Here is a 16,756-nt window from a genome sequence, read left to right as displayed (position 1 = left end):
GGCCGGGCTCTCCCGGATGTGCTCAGGCGGATCGAGCCGCCGTTGCGGCGAAACGCCTCAAATCTCCGTCATAAGGGGTTTTCGAGTTGGAATGGCATGGGGGCCATAGTATTGAGCTTCCATGTTGTTCTGGATCCTCGTCGCCACTCTGACGGCGGCTGTCGCTGTCGTGCTCATCCTTCCGCTGCTGCGGGCGGGGGAAGCCCCGTCGTCTCCCCACAGCCATGATGTCGAGGTCTATCGCGACCAGCTCGAAGAGTTGAAGCGGGACCAGGATAGCGGCCTGATCGGCGGCGACGACGCCGAGCTTGCGCGCGCCGAAGTTGCGCGCCGGCTGCTGGCTGCTGGCGAGAGCGACAGTGAGGCGACTGCGGCTGCCGCGCCGCGCCGCGGTGTCAGCCGCCTGGCCCAGGCCTTCGTGCTTCTCTGTCTTCCGGCCGTCGGCCTCTGTCTTTACTTGCTGACGGGCAGCCCGGGAATGCCGGCGCAGCCGCTGGCCGCACGCCTGGCCGATCCCAATGGCGACATCAACATCCTGATTGCCAAGGCCGAGAACCACCTGGCGGTAAACCCGAATGATGGCGCCGGCTGGGACCTGCTTGCGCCGATCTACATGCGCAACGGCCGTGTCGAAGATGCGGTCGATGCCTATGACCGGGCGATCCGCCTGCTTGGCCCGACGCCGGCACGTCTCGGCGGCTATGCCGAGGCGATGGTCGTGCAGTCCGACGGCGTCGTGACGAGCAAGGCGCAGGACGCGCTGAAGCAGGCGCTGACGCTCGATCCCAATGATCCGCGCTCGGAATTCTATCTTGCCCTCGGCCTCAAGCAGGAAGGCAAGAGCGCGGAAGCGCTGACTGCCTTCAACCGACTGGTCGCGACATCACCCGCCGACGCGCCCTGGCTGCCGCTCGTCAAGCAGCACGTGGCAGAACTGGGCGGCGCCGGCGCCACCAGCGCTGCAGCGCCCGGCAATCCAAGCGCCGATGACGTGGCCGCCGCCGAAAGCATGAGCGCCGGCGATCGCCAGGAAATGATCCGGGGCATGGTCGGCAGCCTCGAAAGCCGGCTGAAGGAAAATCCGGATAATCTCGAAGGCTGGGCGCGTCTGATCCGCTCCCATGTTGTCCTTGATCAACGAGACAAGGCACTGGCCGCGCTAAGGGAAGGCCTGAAAACCTTCCCGGCCGATGGCGACGGCGGCAAGCAGCTGCTGGCGCTGGCGCGTGAGCTCGGGATTGCCACCGACGGAGTAACGCAATGACGCGCAAACAAAAAAGACTGGCGATCATCGGCGGCGGTGTCGGCTTCCTGGTGCTTGCAGCCTTCCTCGTGATGTTCGCCTTCAGCCAGGCGATCGCCTATTTCTATGTGCCGAGCGACCTCGAAAAGGCCAACGTACCGCCGGGAACCCGCATCCGCCTCGGCGGTGTCGTCGAAACCGGCTCCGTCAAGCGCGGTGACGGTAAGACGGTGACCTTCACCGTCACCGATACGCTGAGCGGTGTGCCGGTCACCTATACCGGCATCCTGCCTGACCTGTTCCGCGAAGGGCAGGGTGTGGTGACGGAGGGAACCTTCGTTGCCGGAAGCTCGGTCTTCGTGGCCGATTCCGTTCTCGCCAAGCATGACGAGACCTATATGCCCAAGGATGTCGCCGACCGTTTGAAGGCGCAGGGCGTCGAGCTCAGCGGGAAGGAAACCATCAAGTGATCATCGAGCTCGGACACTACGCTCTGGTTCTGGCGTTGGCGACTGCGGTCATTCAGGCCGCCTTACCGATCCTTGGCGCACGATTGAACGATCGCGGCCTGATGGAACTCGCATCCAGCGCCGCCGTCGCCTGCTTTCTGCTCGTCGCTTTCGCTTTTGCCGTCCTCACCTTCGCCTATGTGACCTCGGATTTCTCGGTCCGCAACGTCTGGGAAAACTCCCATTCGCTGAAGCCGCTGATCTACAAGATCTCGGGCGTCTGGGGGAACCATGAAGGCTCGATGCTGCTGTGGCTGTTGATCCTGACGTTCTTTTCGGCGCTGGTTGCCGCCTTTGGGCGCAACCTGCCGGAGACGTTGAAGGCAAACGTGCTTGCCGTCCAGGCCTGGATCGCGATGGCCTTCGCGCTCTTCATCCTGCTGACGTCCAATCCGTTCGCTCGGCTGATGCCCGCGCCGGGCGAGGGCAAGGACCTGAACCCGATCCTTCAGGACGTCGGCCTCGCCATTCATCCGCCACTGCTCTACCTCGGCTATGTCGGTTTTTCGGTCTGCTTCTCCTTTGCCATCGCGGCCTTGATCGAGGGCCGCATCGACGCCGCCTGGGCTCGCTGGGTCCGTCCCTGGACGCTTGCTGCCTGGACCTTCCTCACCGCCGGTATCTCAATGGGTTCGTACTGGGCCTATTACGAGCTCGGCTGGGGTGGCTGGTGGTTCTGGGATCCGGTCGAAAACGCCTCCTTCATGCCGTGGCTTGCGGGGACGGCGCTTTTGCATTCGGCGCTCGTCATGGAAAAGCGCGAGGCGCTGAAGATCTGGACCGTGCTGCTTGCGATCATGACCTTCTCGCTGTCGCTGCTCGGCACCTTCCTCGTGCGTTCGGGTGTCCTGACCTCGGTCCACGCCTTCGCCACCGACCCGACGCGCGGCATCTTCATCCTCGCCATTCTCGTCTTCTTCATCGGCGGTGCGTTCACGCTCTTCGCCCTGCGCGCCTCGCACCTGAAAGCCGGCGGCATCTTCGCGCCGATCTCGCGTGAGGGTGCGCTGGTCTTCAACAATCTCATCCTGACGACGGCGACCGCGACGGTCCTGACCGGCACGCTCTATCCGCTGGTGCTCGAAGCGCTGACCGGCGACAAGATCTCCGTCGGGCCGCCCTTCTTCAACATGACCTTCGGCCTGTTGATGCTGCCGCTGCTCTTTGCGGTGCCTTTCGGCCCGCTGCTTGCCTGGAAGCGCGGCGACCTTGCTGGCGTTTCGCAGCGGCTCTTCGCAGCGGTTGCCATCGGCCTGCTCTTCGGCGTCACCTACTATTACTTCATGAATGGCGGCCCGGTTCTGGCGCTCTTCGGCATTGCCCTTGGCGTCTACGTGATTGTCGGTTCGTTGACGGACCTGGCGCTGCGCTCCGGCCTCGGCAAGGTCGCAGGCAACGTCGTCTGGCGGCGCTTCTCCGGCCTGCCGCGTTCGGCTTTCGGCACGGCGCTTGCGCATATCGGCCTCGGCGTCACCCTGATCGGCATCGTCGCCGTCACGGCCTTCGAGACCGAAACCGTGGTCGAGATGAAGCCCGGCATGACGGTGGATGCCGGTGGCTACACCCTGCGCTTCGACGGCATGCGCAATGGCAGTGGCCCGAACTATTCCGAGGAGTCCGGCCACTTCACCATCAGCCGCGGTGGCGTTGCTATTGACGACGTCTGGTCTTCGAAGCGTCTCTACCAGGCGCGCCGCATGCCGACGACCGAGGCGGGCATTCGCACCTTCGGCTTGAGCCAACTCTACGTCTCGCTCGGCGATCAGATCAGCGAAGGCGGCATCGTCGTGCGCATCTGGTGGAAGCCGATGATCCTGTGCATCTGGGGCGGTACCCTGTTCATGATGGCGGGTGGTTTCGTCTCCTTGAGCGACCGTCGCCTGCGCGTCGGCGCGCCGGCCAAGGCCAAGCGACCGAAGGCGGTGCCGGTGGGGGCTGCGGAATGAACCGTCTGCTCCTGGCACTCCTGCTGTTGCTCGCGCCTGTCGGCTCGGCCTTTGCCGTCAACCCGGATGAAGTGCTTGCCGATCCCGCGCTCGAAGCGCGGGCGCGGGCGATCTCGGCGGAGCTGCGCTGCATGGTCTGCCAGAACCAGTCGATCGACGATTCCAACGCCGAGCTTGCCAAGGACCTGCGCGTGCTTGTACGCGAGCGGCTGGCGAACGGCGACAGCGACAAGGCCGTCATCGATTACGTCGTGTCCCGCTATGGCGAATTCGTACTGCTGAAGCCGCGCTTCGAGACGAAGACCCTGATCCTCTGGGGCATGCCGGCGACCCTGCTTCTCGTCGGGGCGATTACCCTCGTCATCGCCTCTCGCCGTCGCGGCGCCCAGCCAAAGGGGACGCCGCTTTCCGAGGACGAGAAGGAAAAGCTGAAGAAGCTGCTTCAGCCTTAATGCAGCGCTCGCCGAACGCGCATTCGTTGGATCGGCTTCAGCACTAATCTCTTGATATCGCTTGAGATCCCTGCCGGTGGCTGGCAATTCCGTTCGCGCCAACGCGCAGTCCCCGGCAGGCCTTTGGCCGAGCCCGGGCCAGCTCTTCACAACATTACCAAAAATTCATTTTCCGGACAGAACTCAGTAAGGTCCCATCCGTTACATCTTTCGTCATCGGCTGTTCCTCCAGTCAGCCAAAACGAATTCCGCCTTCCCTGAGGCGGCTTCGCAACCAGGTTTCGGTGCCATCTCCGATGGCATCTAGGAAGAGAAAAGGCAAAACGGATGTTTACGACCAAATCCCTGCGTCCCTCCCTCAAGACCGTTCTGAAGACCTCGACCATCGCCGGCCTTGCCGCCGTCATGCTGACCTCGGGTCTGCCGGCAAGCATCTCGCAATCCTTTGCCGATCCGGTGAAGGTGGAAGCGCCGTCAGTGCCGAGCTTTGCCAATGTCGTTGATGCCGTTTCGCCGGCCGTCGTTTCGGTGCGCGTCCAGTCGCGCGTCAACCCGGTGGCCGAAGATGGCGGCGACTTCAGCTTCGATTTCAACGGTCGCGGTTTCGACGATCTGCCCGACGATCACCCGCTGAAGCGCTTCTTCAAGGAATTCGGTCCGCGCGGCGATGACCGTGCCGACCGCGGCCCCAACCGCCGTGGTCCGCATGGCGAAGGCCGCCTGCGTCCGACCGCTCAGGGCTCCGGCTTCTTCATCTCCGAAGACGGCTACCTCGTCACCAACAACCACGTCGTTTCCGACGGTTCTGCCTTCACGGTCATCCTCAACGACGGCACCGAACTCGATGCCAAGCTGGTCGGCAAGGATAGCCGCACGGATCTCGCCGTGCTCAAGGTCGATGACAAGCGCAAGTTCACCTATGTCGGCTGGGCCGATGACAGCAAGGTCCGCGTCGGTGACTGGGTCGTTGCCGTCGGCAACCCGTTCGGTCTCGGCGGCACAGTGACCTCCGGCATCGTTTCGGCGCGTGGCCGCGATATCGGCTCCGGCCCCTATGACGATTACCTGCAGGTTGATGCGGCGGTGAACCGCGGCAACTCGGGCGGCCCGACCTTCAACCTCTCCGGTGAAGTCGTCGGCATCAATACCGCGATCTTCTCGCCGAGGGGCGGCGGCAACGTCGGTATCGCCTTTGCCATCCCGTCGACCGTTGCCAAGGATGTCGTCGCCGACCTGATCAAGGACGGCTCGGTTTCCCGCGGCTGGCTCGGCGTGCAGATCCAGCCCGTTACCAAGGACATCGCCGAATCGCTCGGCCTTTCGGAAGCAAGCGGCGCGCTCGTCGTCGAACCGCAGACCGGCTCGCCGGGTGAAAAGGCCGGCATCAAGAAGGGTGACGTCGTAACCGCGCTGAACGGCGACACGGTCAAGGATCCGCGTGACCTTGCCCGCAAGGTTGCGGCAATCCGCCCGGGCACCACGGTCGATCTGGCCCTGTGGCGCGGCGGCAAGGCGGAAACCGTCAAGCTCGAAATCGGCACGCTGCCCAAGGACGACAAGGACGCTGCCAAGAGCCAGGACGACCAGTCCGAAGAAGCCCAGCCGTCGAGCGAGCAGGCACTGGCCGACCTTGGCGTCTCTGTCGTGCCGTCTGATGATGGCAAGGGCGTCACCATCGCCTCGGTCGACGAAGACTCTGATGCCAGCGATCGCGGCCTGAAGCAGGGCGAAAAGATCGTCTCGGTGAACAATCAGGAGGTGAAGTCCGCCGACGACATCCTGAAGGTCATCAACACTGCCAAGAAGGACGGCCGTAGCAAGGCGCTCTTCCAGATCGAGGCCGACAACGGCAGCCGCTTCGTGGCCCTTCCGATCGACAAGGGCTGATCGCGGCAGTCAAATGATTGACCGGAGCGCCGCGATTTCCAAGTGATGTCGCGGCGCTCGCCGTTTGGAGCGGGATGTGAAAAGGTGTGTGCGGTTCTCCGCCCCCATCCCGCTTTCCCTCACGAGAGCACTCGCCAACCCGGTTGTCGAAAGTCGAAACCGGTTGAGACAGACAGGGGTCCGGGACTATGGTCGCGCGTATGAAGATTCTCATCATTGAAGACGATCTCGAGGCGGCAGCCTATCTGGCGAAAGCCTTCCGCGAGGCGGGCATCGTGTCCGATCACGCCAGCGATGGCGAGAGCGGCCTGTTCATGGCCAGCGAGAACAATTACGACGTTCTCGTGGTGGACCGCATGCTGCCGCGTCGAGATGGTCTCTCTGTCATCACCGAGCTTCGGCGCAAGGACATCCACACGCCGGTGCTGATCCTGTCGGCGCTCGGCCAGGTGGATGACCGGGTCACGGGTTTACGCGCCGGCGGCGACGATTATCTGCCGAAACCCTACGCCTTCAATGAGTTGCTCGCCCGTGTCGAGGTGCTTGGGCGCCGCAAGGGCACGCCCGATCAGGACATGGTTTACCGCGTGGGCGATCTGGAACTCGACCGCCTGTCGCATTCCGTGCGCCGGCAGGGAAAGGAAATTCCCCTGCAGCCGCGCGAATTCCGCCTGCTCGAATATCTCATGAAGAACGCCGGCCAGGTCGTCACCCGCACCATGCTGCTGGAAAACGTCTGGGACTACCACTTCGACCCGCAGACCAACGTCATCGACGTGCATGTCTCGCGGTTGCGCTCGAAGATCGAGAAGGATTTCGATGTGCCGCTGCTGCGCACGGTGCGCGGTGCCGGCTACATGATCAAGGATGACCGGGCGTCCGCATGAGCAAGCTTCGCGTTCTCTTCAGAACGACCGCAGTCCGGCTTTCCGCCCTCTACCTCATTCTTTTTTCTCTCTGTGCTGCCTTTCTCGTCTTCTACGTCACCGGCATGTCGGAGCGGCTGCTGCAGCAGCAGACCCGTGACGCGGTCACCGCCGAGGTGGCGCAGATCGAGCAGGTCTATAGCCGCGCCGGCATGAACGGCCTGTTGCGCTCGCTCGAGCGGCGGGCACGCCAGCCGGGAGCCAATCTCTACGTGATTGCGGGACCGAGCGGCGAAATCCTCGCCGGCAACGTTGCGAGCCTGGAGCCGGGCCTGCTCGACAGCGAAGGCTGGACCGAACGTCCCTTCGCCTATCAGCGCTATACGGACGAGAGCAAGAAGGACACCCACGTGGCGCTTGCCCATGTGCTGGTTCTCGACAATGGTCTGCGCATTCTTGTTGGCCGCGACCTGCAGGAGCCGCAGAAGTTCCGCGCCCTTGTGCGCCAGGCGCTGATGGTGGCGCTCGGCGTCATGGGGCTTGGCGCGCTCGTCATCTGGTTCGGCATCGGCCGCAACGCCTTGAAGCGCATCGACCGCATGTCGGAGGCGAGCACCAAGATCATGGCCGGCGATCTGTCGCAGCGTCTGCCGATGAGCGGCTCCGGCGACGAGTTCGACCGGCTGTCGGAATCACTGAACGCCATGCTCAGCCGCATCGAGAAGCTGAACGAAGGGCTGCGGCAGGTCTCCGACAACATCGCTCACGATCTGAAGACGCCGCTGACGCGGCTGCGCAACAAGGCGGAAGCCGCACTTTCCCGCAAGGGCACGAGCCAGCGCGGTGCGCTCGAGGAGATCATCGGCGAATCCGATCAGTTGATCCGCACCTTCAACGCGCTTCTGATGATTTCGCGCGTCGAGGCCGGCTCGTCCGTCGCCGAGATGAGCGACATCGACCTTTCGCAGATCGTCGCCGATTGCGTCGAGCTCTACGAACCGGTGGCCGAAGATGGCGGTCTGAAACTTGAAGCCGAAATCGCCCAGGATCTCGTGATTTCAGGCAACCGCGAACTGGTCGGCCAGGCCCTCGGCAACCTCATCGACAACGCGGTCAAGTATGCCGATGGCGCCGGGAACCCTCTGATCAAAGTCTCGCTCGAAAAGCGCGAGGGGAATGTGTTGCTGTCGGTTGCCGATCATGGAGCGGGCATCCCCGCAGCGATGCGCGACGAGGTGATCAAGCGTTTCGTTCGCCTGGATGAGAGCCGGTCCAAGCCTGGCACCGGCCTTGGCCTGTCGCTGGTCGAGGCCGTCATGGAAATGCATCACGGCGCGCTGCATCTCGCCGACACCGTTCCTTCCGCCGAAGATGGCGCCAAGGGGCTGACGGTTCAGATGGTTTTCCCGATGACTGCAACCTGATAGACCGGTTTTGGGAGAACGAGGTGGAGTGAGGCAGCGCGCAGTTGTTCCGCGCCGTCCGCTCCGGCCAGAGGGAGACGGCATGCAGGAACAGGTGCAGCAGTGCTGGGCGATCGAGACGACGCCGATCCGTCCGGCGACACAAGCCGATGCCAAGACAGCGCTTTCGGTCTTGAAGGATATGGCCAAGGGTCATGAAAAGGTCGCAAGCTTGCTTGCGTCCGAAACGCAGTTCAAGACCTTCATCGTCTCGGCCTTTGCCCTTTCGCCTTTTCTTCGCGACACCGGCGACAGTCGCCCCGCCATTCTCGAAGAGCTTCTCTCGACCGATCTCACGACTTTCCTGAGCGAGCGCGTGCGCGGAGCCCGCGATGCCTGGAAGCCGAATGAAGGCGGCGCGGCGTTGCCGGATACCGAGATCATGGCGCGGCTCAGAAGGGCCAAGCGCGAACTTGCCTTCGCCGTCGCTCTCGCCGATCTCTCCCGCCATTTCGACGGGCGCGAGACCACCCGTTGGCTCAGCGAATTCGCTGGTGCGGCCGTGTCGGCGACGATCGACCACCTGCTCCTGAGCGCGCATGAGAGCGGCAAGCTTAAGGTCAAGGATGTCGCAAACCCGAGCGCCGGTTCCGGCGTCGTCGTGCTCGGCATGGGCAAGCTCGGCGCCTTCGAGCTCAACTATTCCTCCGATATCGACCTCGTTGTCTTCTACGATCCGCAATCCGGCATCATCGTCGATCGCGACGATGCCTCGGAAACTTTCGGCCGGCTGTTGCGCCGCCTGATCCGCATCCTGCAGGAGCGCAGCGGCGACGGATACGTCTTCCGAACCGACCTGCGCCTGCGCCCGGATCCGGGCTCGACGCCGCTGGCGATCCCGGTCGAAGCGGCGATGCTCTATTACGAGGGCAGGGGGCAGAACTGGGAGCGCGCCGCCTTCATCAAGGCGCGGCCGGTCGCCGGCGACATCGAGGCTGGCGAGCACTTCCTCAAGGATCTGGTCCCCTTCGTCTTCCGCAAGTATCTCGACTATGCGGCGATCGCAGACATTCATTCGATCAAGCGCCAGATCCATGCCCACAAGGGGCACGGCGAGATCGCGGTCAAGGGCCACAACATCAAGCTCGGCCGCGGCGGCATCCGCGAGATCGAGTTCTTCGTCCAGACCCAGCAGCTGATTGCTGGTGGCCGCATGCCGGACCTGCGCCAGCGCGCGACGGAGCCGATGCTGCGGGCGCTCGTCAAGGCCGGCTGGATCGACGAAGAGACGGCTGACGAACTCGTCGATGCCTATTGGTTCCTGCGTGATGTCGAGCACCGGATCCAGATGGTGCGCGACGAGCAGACGCACGTCCTGCCCGAGACCGAAGCGGAACTGAAGCGCATCGCCTATATGCTCGGCTTCGAGGATACAGCCGCCTTTTCCAAGGCCCTCTCGCGCGTGCTGAAGACCGTCGAGCGTCGCTACGCTCAGCTTTTCGAACAGGAAGCTAAGCTCTCGACCGAGACCGGCAACCTCGTCTTCACTGGCCAGCGCGACGACCCGGACACGCTGGAGACGCTGAAGAAACTCGGCTTCCAGCGGCCGTCGGACATCTCCCACACGATCCGCACCTGGCACTATGGCCGCTACCGCGCGACACAGTCGGTGGAGGCGCGCGAGCGGCTGACAGAGCTGACGCCGGAGCTGCTGCGGGTTTTTGGCGAAAGCCGCCGCGCCGACGAAGCGCTGCTGCGTTTCGACAATTTCATCTCCGGCCTGCCTGCCGGCATTCAGCTGTTTTCTCTGCTCGGCAACAATCCGGGCCTCCTGTCGCTGATCGTCAATGTCATGTCGTCGGCCCCAAGGCTTGCCGAAATCATTGCCGCGCGCCCGCATGTCTTCGACGGCATGCTCGATCCCGGCCTGCTCGCCGAATTGCCGACGCGGGAGTATCTGGCGCCACGCATCGCCAACTTCGTCGGCGGTGCTCGCCATTATGAGGAGGTGCTCGATCGCCTGAGGATCATAGCCGCCGAGCAGCGTTTCCTGATCGGTATTCGGCTCCTGACCGGCGCGATCTCGGGCGCGCAAGCCGGCCGCGCCTTTACCGATCTTGCCGACCTCATCATCGCCGCGGCGGTAAAGGCGGTTGAGGATGAAGTTCGCTCCGTTCACGGCGATTTCCCTGGAGGCCGTATCGCCGTTGTCGGCATGGGCAAGCTCGGCAGCCACGAGCTGACCGCGGGATCCGACGTCGATCTGATCCTGCTCTACGATTACGACGAGACGGCAACCGAGTCCGACGGCGCCAAGCCGCTTGATCCGACGCGATACTTTACGCGGGTGACGCAGCGCCTGATCGCCGCACTTTCCGCGCCGACGGCGGAAGGCATTCTCTACGAGGTCGATATGCGGCTTCGTCCCTCCGGCAACAAGGGGCCGGTCGCAACCAGGATCAACGCCTTTGCCAAATATCAGCGCGAAGAGGCCTGGACGTGGGAGCATCTGGCTCTGACCCGGGCGCGCTGCATCTGCGGCGATGACCGGCTGATGGCCGAGGCCAACGGGATCTTCGCCGAGATCCTCGAGCGCAAGCGCGATGTTTCCAAAGTCAGCGCCGACGTGATCTCCATGCGCGAGATGATCGATAGCGAGAAACCGCCGAGCGACATCTGGGACTTCAAGCTGATCCCGGGCGGTCTCGTCGATATCGAGTTCATCACCCAGTATCTGGCGCTCGTAGCGCCGGCCAAGGGCGTTCAGCCGCTGACATCAGGCACCAACACCGCCGACGCGTTGAAGCTGCTTGGTGATGCGCTGATGAACCCGAACGATCTCGATGTTGCGCTGGAAGCGCTGCATCTTTTCACCGAATTGTCCCAGATCGTGAGGCTCTGCATCGAGGGCGAGTTCGAGCCGAAGGAAGCGCCAGCGGGCCTGATCGATCTCGTCTGCCGGGCAGGGGACTATCCGGACCTGAAAACCTTGGAGGGGGACGTTCGCAGGCTCTCCAAAGCCGTGCGCCGTGTCTTCCAATCGGTCGTTTCAGTGTGAGGGAGGGCAGCGGGTAAACGGACGGCGCGTGGAAGACCGCGCGCTGCTCCAGACCCGCTTTAACCGCGGTCCGGAATCCTGACCGAGATGATGGTCCCGACATTCTCGGTCGAGTGTATTCTCATGCTGCCGCCGTGCAGGCGGGTGAGTGAGCGCGAGATCGCGAGCCCGAGGCCGGATCCGCCCTTGCTCTTGGCGTACTGGCTCTGCACCTGTTCGAAGGGCTGACCGATCTTCTGCAATGCGTCGCGCGGAATGCCGATGCCGGAATCGGCGATCGTGAGCGTCACCGCGCCCGTCACCTTGCGTGCCCGAAGCGAAATCCGCCCGCCCTCATTGGTGAACTTGACCGCGTTCGAAAGCAGGTTGAGCAGCACCTGCTTCATGGCGCGGCGATCGGCGACCATGGTGAGGCCCGACGAGATCTGCTGCACGACGTGAATGTTCTTCTGCTCCGCCGGTATGGTGGTGAAGCGCAGCGTCTCCTCGATCAATGGCGCAAGGTCGATCGTCTCGCGGCTGATGCGCATGTGCCCGGCCTCGATCTTCGACATGTCCAGGATGTCGTTGATGACGTTGAGCAGATGTTTGCCGCTTTCGTGGATGTCGCGTGAATACTCGTTGTACTTCTCCGAGCCGAGCGGCCCGAACATCTGGTTCTGCAGGATTTCCGAGAAGCCGAGGATGGCGTTGAGCGGCGTGCGCAGCTCATGTGACATGTTCGCGAGGAACTCGGACTTGGCGCGGTTGGCCGCCTCCGCACGGTCCTTCTCCGCCTGGTAGTTCGAATTCGCGACCGAAAGCTCGGTCTTCTGCCGCTCCAGCGTCATGCGCGAGGCCGAGAGGTCGCCGATCGTCGCCATCAGACGCCGCTCGGATTCGCGCAGGCGCACCTGGTGCCGCTTCAGAAGCGTGATGTCGGTGCCGACGGAGACAAGGCCGCCGTCGCGTGTGCGCCGCTCGTTGATCTGCAGCCAGCGCTCGTCCGCAAGCTGGACTTCGCTCGTCTGCGACTGGTTGCTGTGATCCGGGTCGGCGATCCGCCGCTCGACCACCGGCCGTGCTGCCGCCGTATGCACGGCTATGCGTTCGGTGCCGGGCACCAGGACGTGGTCCGGAAGCTTGTAGGCCTCCTGGAAGTGGGTGTTGCACATGACGAGGCGGTCGTGCTTGTCCCAGAGCACGAAGGCCTCGGAGGTACATTCGATGGCGTCGGCGAGCCGCTGGTCGGCCTCCGCATAGCGCTGCGCAAGACGATGCTGTTCCGTCACGTCCATGGCGATGCCGATCAGATGCGCCCGGCCCGAGGCCGTGCGGATGATCTCGGCGCGGGCCCGTAGCCACACATAGTGACCGTCCGCATGCCGCATGCGGAACACCTGGTCGATCTGGCGCGCGTCGCCGCGCGCGATCGTGCGCGCCACGCTGTAGATGCCGTGATCATCCGGATGCATCAGCCTTGCGGCGTCACCGAAGGAGAGCACGCTGCTTTCGCCCGGCATGCCGAGCATCTCGTACATCGAGCGCGACCAGAACAGCCGACGGTTGGCAAGGTCGAAATCCCAGAGGCCGCAACGCCCGCGCGAGAGCGCCGTCTCGACCCGCAGGTTCGATTCCGCAAAGACCGAATCGGCATCGCGGGCGCGCTTGGCCTGGATGTAGTAGGCGTAAAGCACCATCAGCAGGATCGCCGAGATGCCGGCAAACAGCGTGACGTTCAGCGAAACCTCGTCTCGCCAGGTCGTTTCGAGCTGGGTGACCGGCGTTGCGGCCAGCACGACGCCAGCCGCATCGGGCAGCTGCGCCAGCGCCACGATGTGGTCGGCGCCCGCGATCGCCGTCTTCATGACGCTCGAATGTTCGCCGAAATATTGCAACGTCGCGATGTCGGGAGCGGCCGCAGCGAGCGTGCGGCCGATGAGCGGGCCACCGCCTTCCGTGCTTGCAAAGATCCGCCCGTCCTTGCGCACCGCGAGGATGAATGTGCCGGGATCGAGCATGCCGGTCGGCAGAAACTGGCTGAAGCGTTGCTCCGTCTCGGCACGACGGCCCGCATCGAACAGCGCGCCGCCGTCTGTCTGGAAGGCGGCGACGGCGATCGCCGCCGCAAGGCCAACGGTCTGGCGCGAGCTTTCCTCCATGCGGGCATGCTCGTCCATGATGCTGGACATGCGCGAAACCGCAACGATGATCAGGAATGCAATGATCAGGATCGGGATGGAGCGCTTGAGAACGGGCTCCGCGTTTGCCAGGCGGCGTGAAGCCGGCCCGGCAAAGATCTTCGCCTGCGAGATAAACTCCTGCTCCAGGCCGGTAACGCCTGGAAGCTTGAGTCGCAACCGCCCGTCGGCTGCGCTCGCTGGTCGCGCGTCCGCCATCTTTCCCAATTGTCTAAACCCTCTGATGATTCGGCGCGCCGCTCGCCCGAATCTGACTCAATGAATCACAGGGCGATTCGCCTTGTCCAGAGGCACTGGTAAAGATTTGTTAACCATTTCTTATCGTTGGAAAATAATAGGCCGGGCCACCTTGGTGGCCCGGCCCCAGGAAAATCAGGCGTTGGCGATGCTCAGGCCTTGAGCATGCGCTCGACGATGTCGCCGACATCGGCCGAAAGTTTCGACGCGCCGGCGATCTCTTTCAGCGCCTTGCGGGCATGCCCGGCACGCTTGTCCTCCAGCGAACGCCAGGAGCGCATGGAGGTCAGGATGCGGGCCGCAAGCTGCGGATTGCGCGGGTCGATGTCGAGGATCTGGCGCGCGAGGAAGCGGTAGCCTTCTCCGTCGGCGCGGTTGAACCCGGTCGGGTTGGCGAAGGCATAGGTGCCCACCAGCGAACGTACGCGGTTCGGATTGTTGCCGTTGAACAGTGGCTCGTTCATCAGCGCCTTGATGCGATCGAGCGTTCCAGCGCCCGGGATCGCCGCCTGCACGGCGAACCACTTGTCGATGACGAGCGCGTTGTCGGCGAAACGCTTGCGGAATGTTGCAAGCGCGTCTGTCGCCTCGGCCGAATCCGGGAAGCGGTGCGCCAGCAGCGCCAGCGCATGGCTGAGATCGGTCATGTTGTTGGCGGCCGCAAAGGCCTTCGCGGCACGCTCCGGCCCTTCATCGGCTTGAACGAGGTAGGTGAGCGCGCTGTTGCGCAGTGCTCGCCTGCCGGCGCTTGCCGCATCCGGGCTGAACCCGCCGCTGGAGACGAGTTCGTCGGAGAGTTTGAGGAAGGTGTCGCGCCCGGCGGCCGCAACCGCTGTCAGGATCTGCTGGCGGGCCGCGTGGATCGCGTCCGGATCGTTGTTGGTGCCGATCTCGCGGGCGATATCGGATTCGCTCGGCAAGGCCAGCGCCTGCGAACGGAAGGCCGGCTCGAGGCTGTTGTCGGCGGCGGCCCGGATCAGGCCGTCGATCAGGGCCTTGTCCGAGGTGACCGGCTTGCCGGCGCGGACATTCGCCGTCGCCTCGACCAGATTGCCAAGCGCAATGGCATTGAGCGCCTGCCAGCGGGCGAAGAGGTCGCTTTCGTGATGCGCGATCAGCGCCAGATCGTCGGCATTCTGCTCGATATGCAGGTTGATCGGCGCGGAGAAGCTGCGGTTGAACGACGGAACCGGGCGCGAGGGGATGCCCGAGAAGACCACCGTCTGATTGCGCTCTGTCAGATGCAGGACATCGTCGGTCATGTCGGCGCCGGAAACGGCGGCAAGCGCGGCTTCGCTGCCGTCTTCGAGCAGCAGACCCATCTTCAGCGGAATGTGCATCGCTTCCTTGGCGCTCTGTCCGGGCGTGGGCGGCACGGTCTGTTCGAGCGACAGGGTGAAGGTCTGCTTGGCGGCGTCATAGGCGCCCGAAGCGGTGACCAGCGGCGTTCCGGCCTGGTGATACCAGAGCGCGAACTGGCGCAGATCCCGACCGCTTGCCGCCTCGAAGCAGGCGACGAAATCCTCGATCGTCACCGCCTGGCCGTCGTGCCGGTCGAAATAGAGATCCATACCCTTCTTGAACAGATCGCGGCCGAGGATGGTCGCGATCATGCGGGTGACTTCCGATCCCTTTTCGTAGACGGTCGTCGTGTAGAAGTTGTTGATTTCGCGGTATTTCGTCGGGCGCACCGGATGGGCGAGGGGACCTGCATCCTCCGGGAACTGTTCCGACTTCAGATGCCGCACTTCGGCGATGCGCTTGACCGCGCGTGAGCGCATGTCGGCGGAGAACTCGTGGTCGCGGTAGACCGTCAGGCCTTCCTTCAGGCAGAGCTGGAACCAGTCGCGGCAGGTGATGCGGTTGCCGGTCCAGTTGTGGAAGTATTCGTGCGCGATGATCGCCTCGATGTTGGCGTAGTCCGCATCGGTCGCCGTTTCCGGGTCCGCAAGCACGTATTTGTCGTTGAAGATGTTGAGGCCCTTGTTCTCCATGGCGCCCATGTTGAAGTCGGAGACGGCGACGATCATGAAGATGTCGAGGTCGTATTCGCGACCAAAGGCCTCTTCGTCCCACTTCATCGAGCGCTTGAGCGCATCCATGGCATAGGAGGCGCGAGGCTCCTTGCCGTGTTCGACATAGATCTTCAAGGCAACGTCGCGGCCGGACATCGTTGTGAACGTATCCTCGACCACGCCGAGGTCGCCGGCGACCAGCGCAAAGAGATAGCTCGGCTTCGGATGCGGATCGAACCAGGCGGCGAAGTGACGGCCGTCGCCCATGTCGGCGCCGCCGAGATAGTTGCCGTTCGAAAGCAGGAGGGGAGAGGACGCCTTGTCGGCGATGATGTTGACCGTGTAGACGGCAAGTACATCGGGACGATCGGGGAAATAGGTGATGCGGCGGAAGCCTTCGGCCTCGCACTGGGTGCTGTAGACGCCGTTGGTGCGGTAGAGCCCCATCAGCTGCGTATTGGTCTCGGGCGAAAGCAGGGTAGTGATGGTGATTTCGAACGGGGCGGTTTCGGGCAGGCCGCGGATCGTCAGCGTATCGTCGGCGACATCGTAGAGCGTTGCGGCGAGTTCTTCCTGGTCCAACAAAAGGCCGGTCATGGTCAACTCGTCGCCATCAAGCACGAGCGGCGCGGCACTGTCGACACCTTCGCGGCGATGGAAGATCAGCCGGGCCTCGACCTTGGTCTCCTTCGGATCGAGCTCGAAGGTCAGATCCACTCTCTCCAGAACGAAGTCGGTCGGCCGGTAGTCTTCCAGATGAATGATCTGGCCAGTATTTGTCCGCATGGTCAGTCCCGCTTGCACCGTTCTACTGGAGAATTTGTAGAGGGTGCCTGTGATGGTGAAAAGGCCAAGGGGCGAAAAGCTGGGCTGTGCCACACGATTGTGATGCCGGCGACCGCACTTCCGACAGAAAAGACATGGCGCCCGTTATTCTTCCCGCTCCCTTATCGGACCGAT

Annotated in this window: 10 protein-coding genes; 8 read left to right on the top strand and 2 right to left on the bottom strand. The window is 63.4% G+C overall.

Annotated elements, in window-relative coordinates; genetic code table 11:
* The first annotated feature begins 121 nt into the window (after positions 1 to 121).
* From ccmI to OVA00_RS13660, 8 genes are all read left to right on the top strand, one after another.
* A complete protein-coding gene (gene ccmI, locus OVA00_RS13695) occupies positions 122 to 1,264 on the top strand; it encodes a c-type cytochrome biogenesis protein CcmI (protein WP_060516206.1) in 1,143 nt (380 codons plus the stop codon).
* Positions 1,261 to 1,713 (top strand): cytochrome c maturation protein CcmE, encoded by a 453-nt coding sequence (gene ccmE / locus OVA00_RS13690; protein WP_034789366.1) that lies wholly within the window; start codon positions 1,261 to 1,263, stop codon positions 1,711 to 1,713. Before ccmI ends, ccmE begins: the two co-directional genes overlap by 4 nt.
* On the top strand, positions 1,710 to 3,698 hold the full coding sequence (locus OVA00_RS13685; protein ID WP_112770397.1) for a heme lyase CcmF/NrfE family subunit: 1,989 nt from the start codon (positions 1,710 to 1,712) through the stop codon (positions 3,696 to 3,698). The genes ccmE and OVA00_RS13685 overlap by 4 nt, the downstream gene beginning before the upstream one ends.
* Positions 3,695 to 4,150, top strand: a complete 456-nt coding sequence (locus OVA00_RS13680; RefSeq protein ID WP_034789377.1) for a cytochrome c-type biogenesis protein — start codon at positions 3,695 to 3,697, stop codon at positions 4,148 to 4,150. Before OVA00_RS13685 ends, OVA00_RS13680 begins: the two co-directional genes overlap by 4 nt.
* 327 nt (positions 4,151 to 4,477) lie before the next feature.
* Entirely contained in the window at positions 4,478 to 6,037 is a 1,560-nt protein-coding gene (locus OVA00_RS13675) for a Do family serine endopeptidase (RefSeq protein WP_113293443.1), read from the top strand.
* Positions 6,038 to 6,225: 188 nt separating this feature from the next.
* Positions 6,226 to 6,924, top strand: coding sequence for a response regulator transcription factor (locus OVA00_RS13670; protein ID WP_034789385.1), 699 nt, complete (start codon positions 6,226 to 6,228; stop codon positions 6,922 to 6,924).
* Complete coding sequence (locus OVA00_RS13665) at positions 6,921 to 8,327, top strand: sensor histidine kinase (RefSeq protein WP_090294664.1); 1,407 nt, start codon at positions 6,921 to 6,923, stop codon at positions 8,325 to 8,327. Before OVA00_RS13670 ends, OVA00_RS13665 begins: the two co-directional genes overlap by 4 nt.
* Positions 8,328 to 8,409: 82 nt before the next feature.
* Positions 8,410 to 11,364, top strand: a complete 2,955-nt coding sequence (locus OVA00_RS13660) for a bifunctional [glutamine synthetase] adenylyltransferase/[glutamine synthetase]-adenylyl-L-tyrosine phosphorylase (protein WP_268089135.1) — start codon at positions 8,410 to 8,412, stop codon at positions 11,362 to 11,364.
* Between the two features lie 59 nt (positions 11,365 to 11,423).
* Here OVA00_RS13660 and OVA00_RS13655 read toward each other — a convergent pair whose 3' ends face one another.
* Both OVA00_RS13655 and pepN read right to left on the bottom strand, forming a co-directional pair.
* Positions 11,424 to 13,751, bottom strand: a complete 2,328-nt coding sequence (locus OVA00_RS13655; RefSeq protein WP_268089133.1) for a PAS domain-containing sensor histidine kinase — start codon at positions 13,749 to 13,751, stop codon at positions 11,424 to 11,426.
* 182 nt (positions 13,752 to 13,933) lie between these two features.
* Positions 13,934 to 16,582 (bottom strand): aminopeptidase N, encoded by a 2,649-nt coding sequence (gene pepN, locus OVA00_RS13650; RefSeq protein WP_268089131.1) that lies wholly within the window; start codon positions 16,580 to 16,582, stop codon positions 13,934 to 13,936.
* Positions 16,583 to 16,756: the final 174 nt, after the last annotated feature.

Source organism: Ensifer sp. SL37 (genome assembly GCF_026672675.1).
GTDB classification, from domain to species: Bacteria; Pseudomonadota; Alphaproteobacteria; order Rhizobiales; family Rhizobiaceae; genus Ensifer; species Ensifer adhaerens.
This window is presented reverse-complemented; position numbering and strand designations above follow the sequence as displayed.